Source organism: Pseudarthrobacter enclensis (genome assembly GCF_030811655.1).
In the GTDB taxonomy this organism is placed as follows: Bacteria; Actinomycetota; Actinomycetes; order Actinomycetales; family Micrococcaceae; genus Arthrobacter; species Arthrobacter enclensis_A.
In genome coordinates, this window is the sequence record NZ_JAUSRE010000012.1 from 117,134 (window position 1) to 134,851 (window position 17,718).

General features: G+C 67.7%; 17 protein-coding genes. 9 read left to right on the forward strand and 8 right to left on the reverse strand.

What is annotated here, in order from left to right; translation table 11 throughout:
* The first annotated feature begins 32 nt into the window (after window positions 1-32).
* Window positions 33-1,373 (forward strand): MFS transporter, encoded by a 1,341-nt coding sequence (locus tag J2X98_RS12925; protein WP_373460884.1) that lies wholly within the window; start codon window positions 33-35, stop codon window positions 1,371-1,373.
* Between the two features lie 23 nt (window positions 1,374-1,396).
* On the opposite strand, the gene J2X98_RS12930 is transcribed toward J2X98_RS12925, so the two are convergent.
* Window positions 1,397-2,131 (reverse strand): IclR family transcriptional regulator, encoded by a 735-nt coding sequence (locus J2X98_RS12930; RefSeq protein ID WP_141942020.1) that lies wholly within the window; start codon window positions 2,129-2,131, stop codon window positions 1,397-1,399.
* 254 nt (window positions 2,132-2,385) lie between these two features.
* On the opposite strand from J2X98_RS12930, the gene J2X98_RS12935 reads away from it, so the two are divergent.
* Window positions 2,386-3,720 carry an MFS transporter gene (locus J2X98_RS12935; protein ID WP_307308721.1) on the forward strand — a complete coding sequence of 445 codons (1,335 nt, stop codon included), beginning with the start codon at window positions 2,386-2,388 and terminating at the stop codon, window positions 3,718-3,720.
* Window positions 3,721-3,792: 72 nt separating this feature from the next.
* Here J2X98_RS12935 and J2X98_RS12940 read toward each other — a convergent pair whose 3' ends face one another.
* The 3 genes from J2X98_RS12940 to J2X98_RS12950 form a co-directional block, all read right to left on the reverse strand.
* Complete coding sequence (locus tag J2X98_RS12940; RefSeq protein ID WP_307308724.1) at window positions 3,793-4,440, reverse strand: phosphoribosyltransferase; 648 nt, start codon at window positions 4,438-4,440, stop codon at window positions 3,793-3,795.
* An 80-nt stretch (window positions 4,441-4,520) separates the two neighbouring features.
* Window positions 4,521-5,348 (reverse strand): alpha/beta fold hydrolase, encoded by an 828-nt coding sequence (locus J2X98_RS12945; protein WP_307308728.1) that lies wholly within the window; start codon window positions 5,346-5,348, stop codon window positions 4,521-4,523.
* Window positions 5,349-5,427: 79 nt separating this feature from the next.
* Window positions 5,428-6,822: an amino acid permease gene (locus J2X98_RS12950; protein ID WP_307308731.1), complete on the reverse strand. Its 1,395-nt coding sequence runs from the start codon at window positions 6,820-6,822 to the stop codon at window positions 5,428-5,430.
* A gap of 290 nt (window positions 6,823-7,112) precedes the next feature.
* Here J2X98_RS12950 and J2X98_RS12955 point away from each other — a divergent pair, with 290 nt between their 5' ends.
* Genes J2X98_RS12955 through J2X98_RS12975 form a run of 5 tightly spaced genes read left to right on the forward strand, consistent with a single transcriptional unit; the run spans window position 7,113 to window position 12,971 of the window.
* Entirely contained in the window at window positions 7,113-7,823 is a 711-nt protein-coding gene (locus J2X98_RS12955) for an NUDIX hydrolase (RefSeq protein ID WP_141946402.1), read from the forward strand.
* Window positions 7,820-9,124, forward strand: a complete 1,305-nt coding sequence (nadA, locus tag J2X98_RS12960) for a quinolinate synthase NadA (protein ID WP_307308735.1) — start codon at window positions 7,820-7,822, stop codon at window positions 9,122-9,124. The genes J2X98_RS12955 and nadA overlap by 4 nt, the downstream gene beginning before the upstream one ends.
* Window positions 9,124-10,887 (forward strand): L-aspartate oxidase, encoded by a 1,764-nt coding sequence (gene nadB / locus J2X98_RS12965; RefSeq protein ID WP_307308737.1) that lies wholly within the window; start codon window positions 9,124-9,126, stop codon window positions 10,885-10,887. The genes nadA and nadB overlap by 1 nt, the downstream gene beginning before the upstream one ends.
* Window positions 10,880-11,794, forward strand: coding sequence for a carboxylating nicotinate-nucleotide diphosphorylase (nadC, locus tag J2X98_RS12970; protein ID WP_307308739.1), 915 nt, complete (start codon window positions 10,880-10,882; stop codon window positions 11,792-11,794). The genes nadB and nadC overlap by 8 nt, the downstream gene beginning before the upstream one ends.
* Before the next feature lie 10 nt (window positions 11,795-11,804).
* Window positions 11,805-12,971: a cysteine desulfurase family protein gene (locus J2X98_RS12975; protein WP_307308740.1), complete on the forward strand. Its 1,167-nt coding sequence runs from the start codon at window positions 11,805-11,807 to the stop codon at window positions 12,969-12,971.
* A 47-nt stretch (window positions 12,972-13,018) separates the two neighbouring features.
* On the opposite strand, the gene J2X98_RS12980 is transcribed toward J2X98_RS12975, so the two are convergent.
* On the reverse strand, window positions 13,019-13,507 hold the full coding sequence (locus J2X98_RS12980) for a GtrA family protein (RefSeq protein WP_307308742.1): 489 nt from the start codon (window positions 13,505-13,507) through the stop codon (window positions 13,019-13,021).
* A 25-nt stretch (window positions 13,508-13,532) separates the two neighbouring features.
* The gene (locus tag J2X98_RS12985; RefSeq protein WP_307308744.1) at window positions 13,533-14,210 is read right to left on the reverse strand and encodes a DUF1684 domain-containing protein; all 678 of its coding nucleotides are present in this window, start codon (window positions 14,208-14,210) and stop codon (window positions 13,533-13,535) included.
* A 171-nt stretch (window positions 14,211-14,381) separates the two neighbouring features.
* Between J2X98_RS12985 and J2X98_RS12990 the strand changes: the two genes are divergently transcribed.
* On the forward strand, window positions 14,382-15,188 hold the full coding sequence (locus J2X98_RS12990; protein WP_307308746.1) for a hypothetical protein: 807 nt from the start codon (window positions 14,382-14,384) through the stop codon (window positions 15,186-15,188).
* Window positions 15,189-15,259: 71 nt separating this feature from the next.
* Window positions 15,260-16,066, forward strand: coding sequence for a transglutaminase-like domain-containing protein (locus J2X98_RS12995; RefSeq protein WP_141941996.1), 807 nt, complete (start codon window positions 15,260-15,262; stop codon window positions 16,064-16,066).
* Here J2X98_RS12995 and J2X98_RS13000 read toward each other — a convergent pair.
* Both J2X98_RS13000 and J2X98_RS13005 read right to left on the reverse strand, forming a co-directional pair.
* Window positions 16,063-16,536, reverse strand: a complete 474-nt coding sequence (locus J2X98_RS13000; protein ID WP_141941994.1) for a MarR family winged helix-turn-helix transcriptional regulator — start codon at window positions 16,534-16,536, stop codon at window positions 16,063-16,065. The genes J2X98_RS12995 and J2X98_RS13000 overlap by 4 nt on opposite strands.
* Window positions 16,536-17,645, reverse strand: coding sequence for an LLM class flavin-dependent oxidoreductase (locus J2X98_RS13005; RefSeq protein WP_307308748.1), 1,110 nt, complete (start codon window positions 17,643-17,645; stop codon window positions 16,536-16,538). Before J2X98_RS13005 ends, J2X98_RS13000 begins: the two co-directional genes overlap by 1 nt.
* Window positions 17,646-17,718 lie beyond the last annotated feature (73 nt).

Sequence of the window (17,718 nt, forward strand, 5' to 3'; positions counted from 1 at the left end):
GGACGATGCGCAGCGACTGAACGAGCCCGGAAGTGACACCACAGAACCCTCCTTCAACCACCCCCGCCGGCACTGCTTCGGCCACCGCTGGCCGCGACACCACCATCCTCGAGGTTCCTTCCGGCACGCCGGGCGGGCCGGGGCGCTTTTCACGCCTTCCACAGCTCGCGGGCCGAAGCTTTATCCCGCTGGGTCTCTTCGCGCGGCTCCCGCTCGCCATGCTGACAGTCGGCACACTGACCCTGGTCACCTCCGTGAGCGGGTCTTTTGCCGCCGGCGGGACCGCAGCGGGCGCGGTGGGCATCGGCTCCGCGCTGGGAGCTCCGGTACTGGGATCGCTGGCCGACAAGCGCGGCCAGCGGCCCGTGCTCGTGGTGGCAGCGCTGCTCAACACCATGGCAGTCCTGGCCCTTGTCCTCATCGCCAGCGCGGCCGCGGCGTCAGGAGCGTTTTCGATTGCTGTCCTGGTCATTGCCTTCGCTTCGGGTGCAACCTGTCCACAAGTAGGTCCCTTGGCCCGGGTCAGGTGGATGGCCCTGACCGCCAACGCAGAAGGCAGTGCGGCGACGTCTGTCTCGGCCCGCGATCTGGACACGGCACTGTCCTATGAGAGCACCGCGGATGAAGTCACGTTCGTCCTCGGGCCTGCGCTGGTGGGAATCCTTGCCAGCCTCGTGTCGCCCTGGCTCCCGTTGGCCCTCGCGGCGGCCATGACCATCACACTGGTACCCGCCTTCGCCTTCCATCCCACCCATCGGGCCGTGCCTGCCGCCGGTTCCAGAAAACCCGGAGGCAAGGGTGCCGGCAGCCCTGCCCGGCTGCCGTGGGCGGTGGCCCTGCCCGTCTTTGCCATGGTCTGCATGGGAACATTTTTTGGGTCCACCCAGGCTGCGCTTAGCGCCTTCTCGGCAGGCCTGGCGGGTACGGAAATTGCCGGGCTGCTGTATGCCGTCATGGGCCTCAGCTCCGCGGTCGCGGCATTATCGGTGGCATACTGGCCCCGGCGCGCCGGTTTGTCCCTGCGCTGGGTGCTGTGTGCACTCCTGATGGCAGCCCTGGCACTCCTGTTGCCGGTGCCGTCTTCACTGCCGATGATGGCGCTGGTCCTGCTGGTCCTGGGACTGCCTGTGGGCCCGGTCATGGTTACCGTTTTCGCGGTGGGCGGCAGGGTGGCTCCGGCCGGAAGGCTGGGCACTGTCATGACCGCGCTGGCCAGCGGCATCGTGGCCGGAACAGCTGTTGGTTCCTCTGTTGGGGGACAGTTGGCGCAGCTGGACGGGTACCAGGCCGCGTTCCTTGTCCCGTTCTGCGCGGCGGTGGCGCTGTCGCTGCTCGGTGCGGCAGCCGCCGTCGTGCTTCGCAGAAGGGCCTGACCAGGAGGCCGAACCGTACGCTGCTACGCCAGCTGGCTCTCGATCCTGGCCGCGCTTTCGGCAAGGGCTGCCCCTAGAGCCTCCGGATCCTGGGTGGAGCGGATGTAGACGACGGCGAGCGCAGCCGGGCGGCCGCCGGGAACCCGGACCGGGGCCGCCAGTGACGAGACCCCGGCGATGACTTCGTCGTGGCTGGCCGAGTAACCCTTCCTGCGCGCTTCGGATGCCTCCGGCCGGTAAGGGATGCCCGTCTCCAGCCGGTCCCATTCCGCTTCCGTGAGGGCGGACTGGATGGCGATGCCGGGCGCGCCGGCGTTGATCGGGTGGCGCGTTCCGGGCCGCTGGGCCACGGAGGCCCCCGAATGCCTGGGTTCAACCGTGACCAACGTGATGCAGTCATGGTGGTCCCACACCGCCACGAACGCCGTCATGTCCAGGGAGTTTGCCAGTTGGGTGAGCTCCGGAAGCGCTGCACTTTGCAGGTTCCGCGACACACCCCGGGCCAGGACCGCCAGCCCCGGCCCCGGCTGGACCCGTCCCGCATCGTCACGCACCAGGAGGGAATGGTCCTCCAGCGTGCGCAGGATCCGGTATGCCACTGACCGGTGGACACCCATGGCATCGGCGAGCTCGGCGATGGTCAGCGGGCCGGGGGCGGCAGCCAGGATCTCGAGGGCGCGGATGCCGCGCGAGAGGGTTTGGGACGGCGAAGCCTGGGGCGACGCTCCGGTGCGCGCTGTGGCTGCTGGAGGAGTCATGATGTCCATCCTAGGCGGCAAGGCGGACAACGCCGTGACCCTTGTCTCAGCATCCGGGAAACGGTATTGTCCTCTATACGAACTGACAGTTCTAATATAGAACTGACGTCCAGCGGCCCTGTGGTCGCGCAAATCCCCCACGTTCGTGTCTTGCATCACAGATTCGTAGTACCCTACCAACTAACTGACCGTTCTGTCGGTAATTCTGAAGGCGTCCCGGGTGGCATTGCTGCCCTATAAACAATGGAGTTTCAATGACCACACCTTCCAAGGTGGATACCCCCGCTGGTCCCAGCAGCCGGCGGGAGGAGCGCAAGGTTCTTGCCGGCACCCTCGTCGGCACCACTATCGAATGGTATGACTTCTTCATCTTTGCCCAGCTGACGGCAACGCTGCTGTCACCGCTGTTCCTGGCTCCGCTGAACGAGTCCAACCCGGGCCTGGCCCAAATCCTCTCTTTTGCCCTGATCGGCATCAGCTTCCTGTTCCGCCCGCTCGGCGCCGTTATCGCCGGACACCTGGGTGACCGCCTGGGCCGGAAAGCCATGCTGGTCTTCACCCTTGTCATGATGGGCGCCGCCACGGCCCTGATCGGCGTGCTTCCCACCTATGCCCAAATCGGTGCGTGGGCGCCTGTGCTGCTCATCCTGCTGCGCGTTATCCAGGGCTTCTCGGCCGGCGGCGAGTGGGGCGGCGCCGCCCTCATGGCCGTGGAGCATGCGCCGGTCAACCTGCGCGGCCTGTTCGGCGCCTACCCGCAGATCGGTGTGCCGGTAGGCATGATCCTCGCCACCGGCCTGCTGTTCTTCCTGAACACCGGCATGTCCAAAGACGACTTCGCGGCGTGGGGCTGGCGCGTGCCGTTCCTGCTCTCCATCGTCCTGATCGTGGTGGGCTACCTCATTCGCCGCGCTGTATCCGAGAGCCCGGTGTTCCAGGAGATGGCGCTGCGGAAGAAGGAAAGCAAGGCGCCCCTGGGTGAGCTGGTCCGGAGCCACAAGTTGCCCGTCCTGTACTCCACCCTGATCTTCATCGGCAACAACGCAGCGGGTTACCTGCTGATCGCGTTCTTCATTTCCTACGCCACCAAGACCCTGAAGATGCCCACCCCGCAGATCCTGCTTGCCACCACGCTCGCGTCGCTTGGCTGGCTGATCTTCACCCTGGTGGGCGGCTGGCTGTCCGACCGCATCGGCCGGGTCAAAACCTTCCTGACCGGGTACGCCATCGTCTTCGCCTGGATGATCCCCATGTTCGCGCTGATCGACACCAAGGACATCGTGCTGTACGGCGTCGCCCTGTTCGTGCTGACCGTCGGCCTGGGCCTCTCCTACGGCCCCATGTCGGCCATGTACGCCGAGATGTTCCCCGCCAACGTCAGGTACTCCGGTATCTCGATCGGGTACGCCTTTGGTGCCATCCTGGGCGGCGCGTTCGCGGCCACCATCGCCGAATCGCTGCTGCAGTCCACCAAGTGGACCGGTTCGATCGGTATCTACATCATGATCCTCTGCGTCATCTCCGCCGTGGGCGTGGTGCTGGCCAAGGAGACCAGGGGGCGCCCACTGGGCGTCAGCAGCCACCACTGACCCCACCGGACCCATCGTCAGAGACGGCAGGCCCGGACCGCATGGTCCGGGCCTGCCGTACGTGCGGGGCGGTCAGGGCTCGAGCAGCCTGACCGCCTCATCGTCGCCCAGCTGTCCGAAATGCCGGTAATAGCTCCCCACCGCCCTGAACTTGCCCGGGAGATGAAGGCAGACCACTGCGTCGCACACCCGCTCAAGGGAAGCCTGGGCATCCACGGACCCAACGGGAGCCGCGGCGAGCACGGCAGTGGCGCCTTCTGCACGCATGGCCTCGACGGCGGCGCGCATGGTGGCTCCGGTAGCCAGCCCGTCATCCATGAGGACAACAGTCTTGCCCGCCACATCCATGCCGGTTCCCGGGTACAGCTGCGCCCGGCGAAGCAGCTCGGCGCGCTCACGCTCTTCAACGTCGTCCATCAAGTCCTGCCGCACGCCGTGCTGCAGCACCCGTTCCAGCAGGGGTTTGTTGATCAGCCGGACGATGCGCCCGCGGGCCAGGGCCAGGGCCCCAAAAGCGGTTTCTTCGTGCCCGGGTATCCCCAGCTTCCGGACCAAAACGGCGCCGAGGGGAAGGCGGAGCACAGATGCTGCAGCCGCCGCGACGGGGATGCCTCCCCGCGCCAGGCCCAGGACCAGGGTGTCCGGTTGTTCCCGAAACCGGGCAAGCGCCCCGGCGAGGCGCTGGCCGGCCTCCGTGCGGTCTTCAAAACGCGTACCCATAAGTCCCTCCCGGCGCTGCCGCCTGCCCCCAGCGTAACGCCGGCCGTGCTGCTGCCGGCTTCCGCCGCAGGCCTGGCTCCCTAGGCAGCCAGGAACGAAATGGCGGCCTGCTTGAAGGCCCTGCTGGTGATGGCGTTGGTGTGGTTCCTGCCCGGCAGGATCAATTGTTCGGCCATGGACCCTGCCCCCCGGGCCAGCTCTGCCAGCCGGGGCAGTGTTCCGGCCCGTTCGTCCTTGTCTCCCGCCACCAGCAGCATCGGAACGTGGGGGACTGCCTCGGCGGGGTCATAGGGCTCGGCCTTGATGGCTTCCACGAGGGACAGCAGCGCAAAGATGTTGTTGCTGGGCAGCAGCAGCGCCATCTTGAGGAGCTGGGCGGTGGATTCGTCGCTGATCGGCGTGCCGTCCGCCAGGTAGTCCTGGGCGGCCCTGAGGTCGAAATTGGCGAGCGGGTCCGAATCGTTGGGTCCGCCCAACACCAGCCGGTGCACCAGTTCCGGCTGGGTTGCCGCGAATTCCCAGGCGAGCCGGGATCCCAAGGAATAGCCCACCACGTCCAGTCCGCTGGAAGGATCGCCGTCCTGCAAAGGCCGTACGCCGGCGTCGAACGCTGCCTGCAGCAGGTCCGCCCGGATCCTGCTGGGGGAGTAGGAATCCATATCCTCGGGCGCCCCACTGCGGCCGTGGCCCGGCAGGTCCACCGTGATCACCCGTCGGCCGGCGTCGAGCAGGGCCGAGACCCAGCCGGTGTCCTCCCAGTTGAGCTTTGACGAGGAGGAAAAGCCGTGCAGCAGCAGGACCGCCCGGAGGCCTGCGTCAGCCGCGGGTTCGTGGACTGCCACGTACATCTGCGGGTCAGTGCCTTCCACAGTGTGCGCATGCTGCTGTCCGGTGTGCCTGCCGCTCATGGTGTCAGTTCCCCAATCAGGTACGGCGCCTGGGCGGGCCCGGCGCGTCGGTGCGTATTCCGTGAAGGTACGCACCACTCTACCTGTTGGCGGCCCGCTTCCGGCCGGTCACGCGGGCGCCGGCGGCACATGCCAGGGCGATGCCGGCGATCAGGGTGAAGGTGCTGAAGAGCTGGACCCGGCTTGCCTCCGCACTGAAGCCGACGGCGAAGATGAGCCCCAGCAGGACCAGGCCCAGGATGGTCAGTCCGGGGAAGCCCTTCATCCGCAGCGGGAGCGGGAGGCCGTCCCGGTCGGCGCGCCGCCGCAGGATCAGCTGGGATACGAGGGCGCTGCCCCAGACCACCAGGCAGGTGGATCCCACCAGCTGGAACAGGGCGGGCAGGATCCGTTCCGGGAACAGCAGTTCCAGGACCGTGGCGATGAAGCCGAAGGCCACCGATACGGTCACGGCAAGGAGCGGCACCCCGGCACCGTTGAGGCGGGTCAGGACCCGCGGTGCCTCTCCGCGCTGGGCCAGCGAGTACACCATGCGGGAGGCGCCGTAGAGGTTGGCGTTCAGCGCCGAGAGGAGGGCGACGACGGCCACCAGGGTGATGGCGGTTGAGGCACCCGGGATTCTGGCAGCGTCCAGGACGCCGGCGAAGGGAGAGGCAAGGCTCTTGGAGGTGGCGGGAAGGACGGCGGCGATGACGAAGACGGAGCCGATGTAGAACACCAGGATGCGCCATACAACTGTCCGGATGGCTTTGCCCACGCTGCGTTCCGGGTCCTCGGTTTCTGCCGCGGCCACCGAGACGATTTCCGTCCCGCCGAACGCGAATATCACCACGAACAGTGCCGCGGCAACGCCGCCCAGGCCCTGGGGCGCAAAGTTGCCGGTCAGGTTTGCCGTTCCCGGGGAGACGACGCCGGGCAGCAGGCCGAGGAGCAGGGCGGTGCCGACCGCGAGGAACAGGATGATGACGGCAACTTTGAGGATGGCGAACCAGAACTCGAATTCGCCGAAGTTCCGTACTCCGGCCAGGTTGATGCCGGTGAACACCACCATGAACAGCAGTGCCAGTGCCCAGACCGGGACCACCGGCCAGACGGAGAACAGCAGCCCCGCGGCGCCCAGTGCCTCTGCCGCGATCACCACCACCAGCTGCAGCCACCACAGCCACCCGATCGTGGCGCCCGCCGTGCGGCCCAGGGCCCGTTCCGCGTAGACCGAAAACGCTCCGCTGGTGGGGTTCGAGGCTGCCATCTCGCCCAGGGCCCACATCACCAGGATGATCAACGTTCCAGCCACCAGGTAGGAAACCAGGACTGCCGGCCCGGCTGCCTGGACGCCGGCACCCGAACCCAGGAACAAGCCTGCGCCGATGGCACTGCCGAGCCCCATCATGGTCAGCTGGCGCGGCTTCATGCTGTGGCCGGCGGTGGCCTTTTTCACGGTGGTGGAGGGGGTGTGGGCAGACTTCATCGTCATGGGCGAATGCACCTTCTGGGGCTGGTCGGGTCCGGCGTGTGGCGTCCGGGGGTCCTTGTGGGACTTATTGAATTTACCGCCTCGGGTGAGCGGCCCGGAAACCAGGCGGCAGCCGCCATTGGCACCGGCCAGGGGGCAGCCGCCCGCCGGCCCCGGTGAGGCAAGCAAAACGTGCAGAAACATTTCCCTTTCCATCGCGTCTGGCCGTAGAATTACTTTTGGTCAGGATGACCATAACTAGGAAAAGAGTCCACGGGGCGGTCGATGGGGACGGAAGGGCGGTGAAGCGGATGTACTACAGTTCGGCGAACGTTTCCGAGCGGCAGGCTGCACCGCCGTCGTTGGCCATCTCCACGGTGATCTTCGCGCTCCGGCCCAGCGAAACCTCGGGCCGTCCCACCCTGTGGCTTCCCCTGGTGCGCCGCATCCGGGAACCCTTCAGGGGGCTGTGGGCCTTGCCGGGCGGCCCGCTCAGCCACGACGAATCCCTCCAGGACGCGGCGGCAAGGAACCTGCAGGAGACCACCGGACTAGCGCCGCGCTACCTCGAACAGCTCTACGCCTTCGGTGGCCTGCACCGTTCACCCACCCAGCGCGTGGTCTCCATCGTCTACTGGGCCCTGGTCCAGCCCACGGAGGCAGCGCTCGCGGACGAGTCCGAAAACGTCAGGTGGTTCCGTGCGGACCGGCTGGGGGACCTGGCCTTCGACCACAACGCGATCGTAGATTACGCCCTGTGGCGCCTGCGCAACAAGCTGGCCTACGGGTCGGTGGCCTACCACCTGCTGGGGGAGTACTTCACGCTGGCCCAGGTCCGCGAAGTCTATGAAGCGGTCCTGGACCGCCAGCTGGATCCAGCCAACTTCCGCCGCCAGCTCAAATCCACCCCGGAAATCGAAGAAACCGGCGAATACCTCCAGGGCGGCAAACACCGCCCGCCACGCCTCTACCGCTACACCGGCCGGCCAGGCCTTGACCCAGACAACAGGAGCACACCATGAGCAGCGTCAACACGGCGATCCAGCTGATCACGCGCGAGCAGGCCGAAAAGGGCGCAGCCGCCGAACGCAGCACCTGCAGCCCCGCGCTGGCCAAGGGCCCCTGGGACTATGACCTGGCCGAGGCGCTCGCAGGCGTTCCCGCCTACGGCCCGGGAGCCTCCAGCGCAGACAGCGCACCGGCCACCACGCCACGCCAGGGCCAGCTGCCCGAGGAATACAAGCTGGCCAGCGACGCCGAGCTCGCGGAACGGATCAAGGCCGCCAAGGCCACCTTGGGTGACCGGGCCGTCATCCTGGGCCACTTCTACCAGCGCGACGAGGTGGTCCAGTACGCCGACTTCGTGGGCGACTCCTTCCAGCTCGCCAACGCGGCGCTCACCCGCCCCGAGGCGGAGGCCATCATCTTCTGCGGCGTCCACTTCATGGCCGAGACTGCGGACATCCTCTCCACCCCGGAGCAGGCCGTCATCCTCCCCAACCTGGCCGCCGGATGCTCCATGGCCGACATGGCGGACGCGGACTCCGTTGAAGAGTGCTGGGAGCAGCTGGCGGAGATCTTCGGCACCGAGCCCGACGCCGAGGGCCGTGTCCCGGTCATCCCTGTCACTTACATGAACTCCTCCGCAGCCCTGAAGGCGTTCTGCGGCGAACACGGCGGCATCGTCTGCACCTCCTCGAACGCAAAGACCGTCCTGGAGTGGGCCTTCCAGCGGGCCCAGCGGGTCCTGTTCTTCCCGGACCAGCACCTGGGCCGCAACACCGCCAAGGCCATGGGCGTCCCGCTGGAGCAGATGCCCATGTGGAACCCGCGCAAGGACCTTGGCGGCAATGACGAACAGGAACTCCTGGACTCCCGCGTCATCCTCTGGCACGGCTTCTGCTCGGTGCACAAGCGCTTCAACGTGGCACAGATCGAGAAGGCCCGGGCGGACTTCCCGGGCGTCCAGGTCATCGTGCACCCCGAGTGCCCCATGGAGGTGGTGGACGCCGCGGACGCCGCCGGCTCCACGGACTTCATCAAGAAGGCCATCGCGGCAGCCACCGAGCCGACGACCTTCGCCATCGGCACCGAGATCAACATGGTGAACAGGCTCGCCGCCGAGTACCCGCAGCACACCATTTTCTGCCTGGACCCGGTCATCTGCCCCTGCTCCACCATGTACCGCATCCACCCCGGCTACCTCGCCTGGGTGCTTGAGGAACTGGTGGCCGGCCGCGTCGTTAACCGCATCACCGTGGACGATGCCGTGCAGGCCAACGCCAGGACTGCGCTCGAGCGCATGCTCGCCGCGAGGCCGTGATGACAGGCCGCCTCGCCGTCGTCGGCAGTGGCATTGCCGGGCTGTACGCGGCGCTGCTCGCTGCCGATGCCGGCACGGACGTGGTGCTCCTGACCAAGGGCGCGCTGGACCACAGCAACACCTGGTACGCCCAGGGCGGCATCTCCGCCGTGCTGGCCGAACCCGCGCCAGGAGACACCGTGGCGGCGCACATCGCCGACACCCTCCGGGCGGGTGCGGGCCACTGCAACGAGGCTGCGGTCCGGTTGATGTGCGCGGAGGCACGGCAGGATATCGCAGGCCTCCAGCGCTATGGGGTCGCCTTCGACACGGAACACAGCGACGCAACGAACGACGGCGGCCCGGCCCTTGGACTTGAAGCAGCCCACAGCGCCCCGCGGATCCTGCACGCAGGAGGGGACGCCACCGGCGCGCGCGTCGCCGCCGCGCTCATCCAGGCCGTCCTGTCGCGACAGGACGAAGGAAAACTCACCCTCCTCACCCAGGCCCACGCCACCGGGCTTGTGGCCAGGGCAGGGCGCGTGACAGGAGTCGAGTACCTCCGGGACGGCCGGCACGCCAGCCTCGACGCGGACGCCGTCCTGCTCGCCACAGGGGGAGCAGGCCAACTGTTCGCCCAAACCACCAACCCGGCCGTCGCCACCGCCGACGGGCTGGCGCTCGCCGTCCGCGCCGGAGCAGCCACGGCAGACCTGGAATTCTTCCAGTTCCATCCCACCTGCCTGGTCAGCTCCGCAACGCCGCGCCCCACCGGACTGAACGGGCCGCTGCTGATCTCCGAAGCCGTCCGGGGCGAGGGGGCCGTTCTGCTCGACTCCGGTGGCCGGCGCTTCATGAAGGCCTACCACCCCGACGCCGAACTGGCACCCCGCGACGTCGTCTCACGCAGCATCGCCCTCCACCTTGCCAAACTCGGAGACCCCACCGGCCACGTCTACCTCGACGCCCGCGGCATTGAACAGGAGAGGGGAGCAGGCTTCCTCCAACAGCGCTTCCCCACCCTCACCCGCAAAACCCTCGACGCCGGCATCGACTGGACCCGCCAACTGGTCCCCGTCGCCCCTGCCGCCCACTACTGGATGGGCGGGGTACGCACCGACCTTTCCGCCCGCACCACCGTCCCCGGCCTCTACGCCGCCGGCGAAGTGGCGTGCACGGGCGTCCAAGGGGCAAACCGGCTGGCCAGCAACTCCCTCCTCGAAGGGCTCGTCTTTGGCCGCCGCGCTGTTGAATCCTTCCTCTCCGGTACTCCCACTTGGGGGTCGCCAGAAGGCGCCCCTCCGCGTGCTGCCTCGGGCGCGGGCGGCCTCCCCTTGACGCACGCTTCCGGGGCACCTTCAGGCGCCCGACCGCACGTCACAGTCCCTGCTGCTTTAGAAGGCGCGGCGGACCGCTCAGGGGCACCGGGCGAGAGTTGGCCGACCAGCGTGGATAGGGGAGAAGGGGCGGGGGAGCCGTTTTCCCGCGACGCCCTTCGCCGCCTTATGACCTCGCATGCCGGGGTGCTGCGCTCCGGGGAGTTGCTGCTTGGGGCAGCTGCCACGCTTGACCGGTGGGCCGGCGTCGTCCGTCCTGATGCCGTTGATGCCTCCGCTGACCCTCTGGCGCACGAGGACCGGAACCTCCTGTTGGCCGCGCACCTGCTGGTTGCCGCTGCCCTGAAACGCGGTGAATCACTGGGGGCGCATTACCGCAGTGACGAACCGGCCGAAACTGACAATCTCCCTTCCCTTCGCCCGAAAGCGAGCCTGCTCCATGACTGAACCCGCCGTGATCCACCAGGCACAGGCCCTGCGCCCGGTTCTGGACCTCACCCTTCCCCCGGCTCCGGTCAGGGAAATTTTGGAACGGGCCTTCGCCGAGGACGCACCTGCCGGCGACATCACCTCGCAGCTGCTCATCCCTGCGCATGCCCGCGCCACCGCGGTCCTCAACGCCCGCGTCCCCGGCGTCCTCAGCGGCGCCACCGTGTTCCGTGACGCCATGCAGCTGGTGGACGCGGGCACACAGGTGGAGCTGCTCCTGGCGGACGGTGAAACGTTCGACGCCGGCACCCACCTCGCACGGGTCAGCGGCGCCGCCCGCTCGGTGCTGATGGCCGAACGCGTGGCGCTCAATCTGGTCCAGCGGATGTCCGCCATCGCCACGAAGACCGCCGAATTCGTGCGGCTGGCCGGGGAGACCGGTGCCCGCATCACCGACACCCGCAAAACCACCCCCGGGCTGCGCATCCTGGAACGCTTCGCGGTGCGGTGCGGCGGCGGCGCCAACCACCGGTACAGCCTCTCCGACGCCGTACTGGCCAAGGACAACCACCTGGCCGTGATGACCGGCGGGGACCCGGCAAAACTTACCGCGCTCCTGCTGGCCGCAAAGGCGCAGCTGGGCCACACCACCCATTTTGAAGTGGAAGTGGACCGCATGGACCAGATCGAACCCGTGCTGGCCGCCGGGGTGGACACCATCATGCTGGACAACTTCACGGTGCCGGAACTCCAGGCAGGCGTGGCCCTCGTTGCAGGCCGCGCCCGCGTGGAGGCCAGCGGCAACGTGAACCTTGACACCGTCGCTGCCATTGCCGCCACCGGCGTGGACGTGGTCTCCGTGGGGGCGCTCACGCACACCGTGGCCGCCCTGGACCTGGGCCTCGACGTCGAACTGACCGCGTAGCAGGGATGCGATGATCTTCCTGGACGCCGCCGCCACCACCCCGGTCCGCCGCGAAGTGCTCGACGCCATGTGGCCTTACCTGACCGGCGGATTCGGAAACCCCTCCAGCCACCACACCCTCGGCGAGTCCGCTGCGTCGGCGCTGGCCGGGGCACGGTCGGCGGTGGCGGGGGCCCTCGGCTGCCGGCAGGGCGAGATTGTGTTCACGTCAGGAGGAACGGAAGCGGACAACCTGGCGGTGAAAGGCATCGCCCTGGCCCGGCAGGCTGCAAACCCTCAGCTGGACCGGGTGGTGATCAGCGCCGTCGAACACCCCGCCGTGGAGGAATCCGCGCGTTACCTCGAACGCTTCCACGGCTTCACCGTGGACGTGGTCCCGGTCGACGCAGCGGGCCTGGTCACGCCCGCTGCCCTGGCCGGCGTGCTGCGACCGGAAACCGCGCTGGTGAGCATCATGTACGCCAATAACGAGGTGGGCACGGTCCAGCCCATCGCCGCCCTGGCGGAACTGGCCCACGCCCAGGGCATCCCGTTCCATACGGACGCCGTCCAGGCCGCCGGCTGGCTGCCGCTCGATACCCGCGAGCTGGGCGTGGACGCCATGAGCATCTCCGGACACAAACTCGGTGCGCCCAAAGGCTGCGGCCTGCTGTTCGTGCGGAGCCGCACCCGGCTGGAGCCTGTCATCCACGGCGGGGGCCAGGAACGTGGCCGCCGGTCGGGAACGGAAAACGTGGCCGGTGCCGTGGGCCTTGCCACTGCCCTCACCATGGCCAGGGACGGACAGGCGGAGCAGCAGGACCGGGTGGCCGCCCTGCGGGACGGTTTCATCCACCAGGTCCTCGCTGGAGTGCCGGACGCCGTCCTGACCGGCCACCCAATCCATCGGCTGCCCTCCGTGGCCTCGTTCTGCTTTCCGGGCACCAGCGGAGAGTCCGTTCTGCTGGAACTCGAACGCCGGGGTGTGGTGTGCTCCAGTGGCTCGGCCTGCGCCGCGGGGTCCGACGCGCCGTCGCCCGTGCTCACGGCACTGGGGATTTCCGCCGAGGTGGCCCAGACAGCCGTGCGGTTCAGTTTCGACGCCGCCGTGACGCAGGAGGATCTGGACGCAGCAGCGGCAGCCGTGCAGGCCGCCGTCGCCGCCGTCAAAAACCTCGGCGCAGGCCACGGCCGCTGACGTTTCGGACACAACCTGGCGGCGCGGAACCTTGGCGGGGCGGAACCTTAGCGGTGCCGGGCGCGGCGGAAGATCCAGTGCCGCAGCATGCTGAAGCGGACGGCGGTGGCCAGGAAGCCGGACAGCGTGGTGGCCACCAGTTCGTCCCCCACGGTGGCCTCAGGGTTGAACCAGTGGAGTACGCCCAGGCTGCTGCCGGTGATCACCAGTGCCACGCCGATCACCACCAACCCGTTGAGGTGGTCGCGGGTTCGGCGCTGGTTGCCGGCGATCTTGAAGGTCAGCCGCCGGTTCAGGGCCGTGTTCAGCAGCGACGTGAGGATCAGCGCCACTGCGTTGGCCAGCTGGGCGCCGAGCCAGGGCCGCAGCAGCGCATAGATTCCCAGGGAGGCCGCGGTGCAGATGACGCCCACACCGGAGAAACGGATCAGCTGGCGGATGACCGGAAATCGGAGGACCCCACGGTAATGCCGGGTGGCTGGAAAGCGCCGGGTGGCGGTCTCCTGCACGGCAGGTGCGGACGCGCCCTCAGTCATGCCGCGTTACCGGGTACGGCCGTCATCAGTAGAGCTCACCCACGGGAATGTCCACGGCCAGCCGGTTGGATGGACCGGGCAGGGGGCAGGCCCATGCCTCGTTGTAGGCGCAGGAAGGGTTGTAGGCGAAGTTGAAGTCGAGGACGAAAGTGGCGTCTTGCCCGCTGCCGCTGACCCCGTGGAACGCGCCCTTAATGGTGTCCAGCAGGTAGCGGCCGGCCCCGTAGCTGCCACCGGCCTGGCCAGCCGTTGCGTCGCGGAACGGGACAAAGATGCCGCCGCCGTACCCATGGATTTTCCACACCGCCAGCTGGCCCATTTCCGGCAGGTCGAATGTGCCCAGCCGGACAAAGTGGACCACACCGTCGGTCCCCGTGTCCACGCTCATCTCCCGGCCGGCGCCCTCGTACGTCAGGGGTACGTGGAACCGGTAGATGGGATCGTAGTCGGCGGTCTTCAGCCCGGAAAAGCGGGCCTTGTCCGCAGCGGTCAGCGCAGACGCGGGGTGGGTGGCGAACATCAGGTCGCGCTGGTGCCGCCAGTACGAGTGTGCTTCCGAGGGGCTGTCGGCGGAGATCCTGCGGACGTTGTCGTAGAGCGCAAAGGTCCTCAAACGCCAGTCGGCGATGTCCACAGCGGAGATGTTGAGGGCGGAGTTCTCTGTGGGATCGTCTTCGGCTGCGCCGTGCTGCTCTTCCGCCATACCCTCCACCCTAGTCCCAGGCCGGGGGCCTCAGCGTCCGACGGCGACACGCCCGGCAGGTGCCCGCGCCATGGAGAGTATGCCGGCGGGCGCAGCGGCGGTCCCGGGGGAGCGCGAAACACCCGCCCCGACGGCCCGTCCCGGGGACCTGGCGCCGCTAGGCTGGCTCCCATGACAGGCAAGGCGGCATCGACCCTTCTTTCCGGCGTATCCCTGGTGGCCGCCGCGGTTTTGCTCGCGGGATGCTCCGGAACGCCGGCCGCCGGCCCGGGGTGGACTGCGCTGCAGGGACCATCAGGAACAGCATCGCCCGGGTCGACATCAACGGACGGGGCGTCGGCAACCGGCGGCATCCCGGCGTCGGCGTCCGCAACATCCACGGCACCCCAGGGCGCGGCAACGGCTGCCTCCTGGAAAACCTTCACCGACCCCGCGAAAACTGTCAGCTTCGACCTGCCCTCGGACTGGATCGCCCAGTCGGTGGCCCCTGAGGACGGTGTCCTGCCCGGCGGACTGAAGGTGGAGGTCAAGAAGCCCGACGGAACCTTCATGGCCGCACTGCGGACGGGACTCCCGCCGTCGTCCGCCGACTGCCCTGAAGCGGACCAGCGCTCGTACACCGTGATCAGCAGCGTGCCGTTCGACACTCCGGCGCAGGGCGGGGACGGGACCATTCCGCCGAGGATGGTCTACCGCGTCATCCAGGGCTACCGCTACTTCGGTTCCTACGGCATCACCAACCTGGTGGGCGGAACGGACGGGAAGGCATGCGGGCTGCGCAACGTGGTGCGGGGTCCGGCCGGCAAGGGCGACTACTCGTTTGGAGATGTGGTGGTCCTGAAGGCCTTCGCCCCAGATGAGAAGGTGGCACCGGCAAAGGCCTTTGACACCCTTGGCCAGGCCGCCCAGTACGTGAACGAAAGCGCTGACTTCGCCAACGTGCAGCGAATGCTAATGTCGCTGAAGGTCAAAAACTAGTCCCGCCCCCGCACCCACCACGTGCCGGGGGCGCGCCGCCGGCCTTCCGCCCCCAACACCCCCGGAGAGACATGGAACGCTCTGTTTCCGCACGCCTGGCCTTCAGGACCATCGCCAACACCAAGGTGGCCATGGCCATCGCGGTGGCCAGGAACAGCGGCTACTCATCATTTGACGAATCCCTGTCCGTTACCGCGGCCGGGGCGGACGTTCCGCTGACGGAGGTCCCGGACCACCATGGCGGCCGGTTCCACTACATGGAATTTGCAGAGCCGACGGACGTCATCGTGGAATACTCCGCCACGGTGTGCGGGCGCGGCGTCCCCGAAGACGCCAGCCTCGCCGAACGGATCCGCTATGTGCGGCCCAGTCGGTACGCCGAATCCGACCGGCTGCTGCCCACGTCCTACGCAGAATTCGAGGGGGTCCAGGGCGCGGACCTGGTGCACGCTGTGCGCAACTGGGTGAACGGTGAACTCCGGTACGTCAGCGGTTCCTCACGGGGCACGGACGGTGCGGTGGAAACCCTCCTCAGCAGGCGCGGCGTCTGCCGCGACTTCGCGCACCTGGCCATCGCCCTGCTCCGCTCCAAGGACATCCCCACACGCCTTGCCGCTGTCTACGCCCCCGGCCTGAGCCCCATGGACTTCCACGCGGTGGCCGAGGCCTACGTGGAGGGCGCGTGGCACGTCATCGACCCCACGGGCCTGGCCCCGCGGGAGTCGATGCTGCGCATCACTGCCGGCCGGGACTCTTCGGACACGGCCTTCCTCTCCACCGTGGGCGGAAGCCTGGTGCTGAACCAGTTGCGGGTCAATGCCGTGGTCAACGGCGAGCTTCCTGCCGAGGATGCCTCCCGGCTCGTCCAGCTGGGCTAGCGCTTCCGGGGCAGGGGGCCCAGCGAGTTCCGCAGCTTGTCGGTGAGCCGCATCAGTTCCTTCTGCTCGGCAGGAGTCAGGGCGGGCCCCACCAGTGCCGAAATGTCGCGGACGTGCTCGCGGCCGATCTCCTTCTGCAGCTCCCGCCCTTCGTCCGTGAGCTTGAGCAGCACGCCGCGGCCGTCCTCCGGTGCCGTCATCCGGGCCACCAGCCCGCGCTTCTCGAGCCGCTCAACCAGCCTGCTGAGGCTGGACTGGCTCAACAGGACGTTGTCGTTGAGCTCGTTGAGCCGCAGCCAGCCGGAGGGGCAGCGGGACAGCGTGAACAGGACGTCGTATTCGTTCAGTGCCAGTTTCCGGAACGCCGGCCCGGACTGAAGCTTCCGCATCACGGCCACCTGGGCCCGGAACAGGGATTCCCAGGTTTCAGCCGCCAGCCGCACCGGCGATTCCGATCCTCCTGCAGCCATCACGCCTCCGTTGTGGCTGTATCGGCGTCCTGCGAGGCCAGCAGGGCAGCCACGCGGCCCTCGTGGGTGGGCGGTTCCGGCACGTGCGCGGGCTTGAGGGCGGCGTACTCCCTGCGCAGCACCGGCAGCACTTCCTCACCGAACAGGTCCAGCTGCTCCAGCACCGTCTTCAGCGGCAGGCCGGCGTGGTCGATCAGGAACAGCTGGCGCTGGTAGTCACCGAAGTACTCGCGGAACGTCAGCGTCTTTTCGATGACTTCCTGCGGACTGCCCACCGTCAGCGGAGTCTGCGAGGTGAAATCCTCCAGGGACGGTCCGTGGCCGTAGACGGGTGCGTTGTCGAAATAGGGCCGGAACTCTTTGACCGCGTCCTGCGAGTTCTTCCGCATGAAGAACTGGCCGCCAAGGCCAACGATGGCCTGGTCGGCCTTGCCGTGGCCGTAGTGCTCGTAGCGTTCGCGGTAGAGGCCGATCAGCTGCTGGTAGTGCTCCTTGGGCCAGAAGATGTTGTTGGCAAAGAAACCGTCACCAAAATAGGCGGCCACCTCGGCGATCTGAGGAGTGCGGATGGAGCCGTGCCACACGAAGGGTGCCACGCCGTCCAGCGGCCTGGGTGTTGACGTGAAGTTCTGGAGGGGCGTGCGGAACTTGCCGGACCAGTTCACGGTGTCCTCGTCCCAGAGCTTGCGCAGGAGGCTGTAGTTCTCAATGGCCAGCTCCACGCCGTCCTGGATGTTCTTGCCGAACCAGGGGTACACCGGTGCCGTGTTGCCGCGGCCCAGGACCAGGTCCACGCGTCCGTCCGCCAGGTGCTGGAGCATGGCGAAGTCCTCGGCGATCTTCACCGGGTCATTGGTGGTGATCAGCGTGGTGGCCGTGGACAGGATGATCCGTTCAGTCTGTGCTGCGATGTAGGCCAGCGTTGTGGTGGGGGAGGAGGAGAAGAAGGGCGGGTTGTGGTGCTCGCCCAGGGCGTAGACATCCATGCCGATTTCCTCGACCTTTTTGGCGATGGCCACGGACGCCTTGATGCGTTCGTGCTCGGTGGGGGTGCGGCCCGTCGTGGGGTCGGTGGTGATGTCGCTGACGCTGAAAACACCGATTTGCATGATGCTGCCCTTCCGTTGCTGGCCTTGCTGGCTTGGTTTAAGTGTAAACCAATTTAGATGCATTTGCATCTAC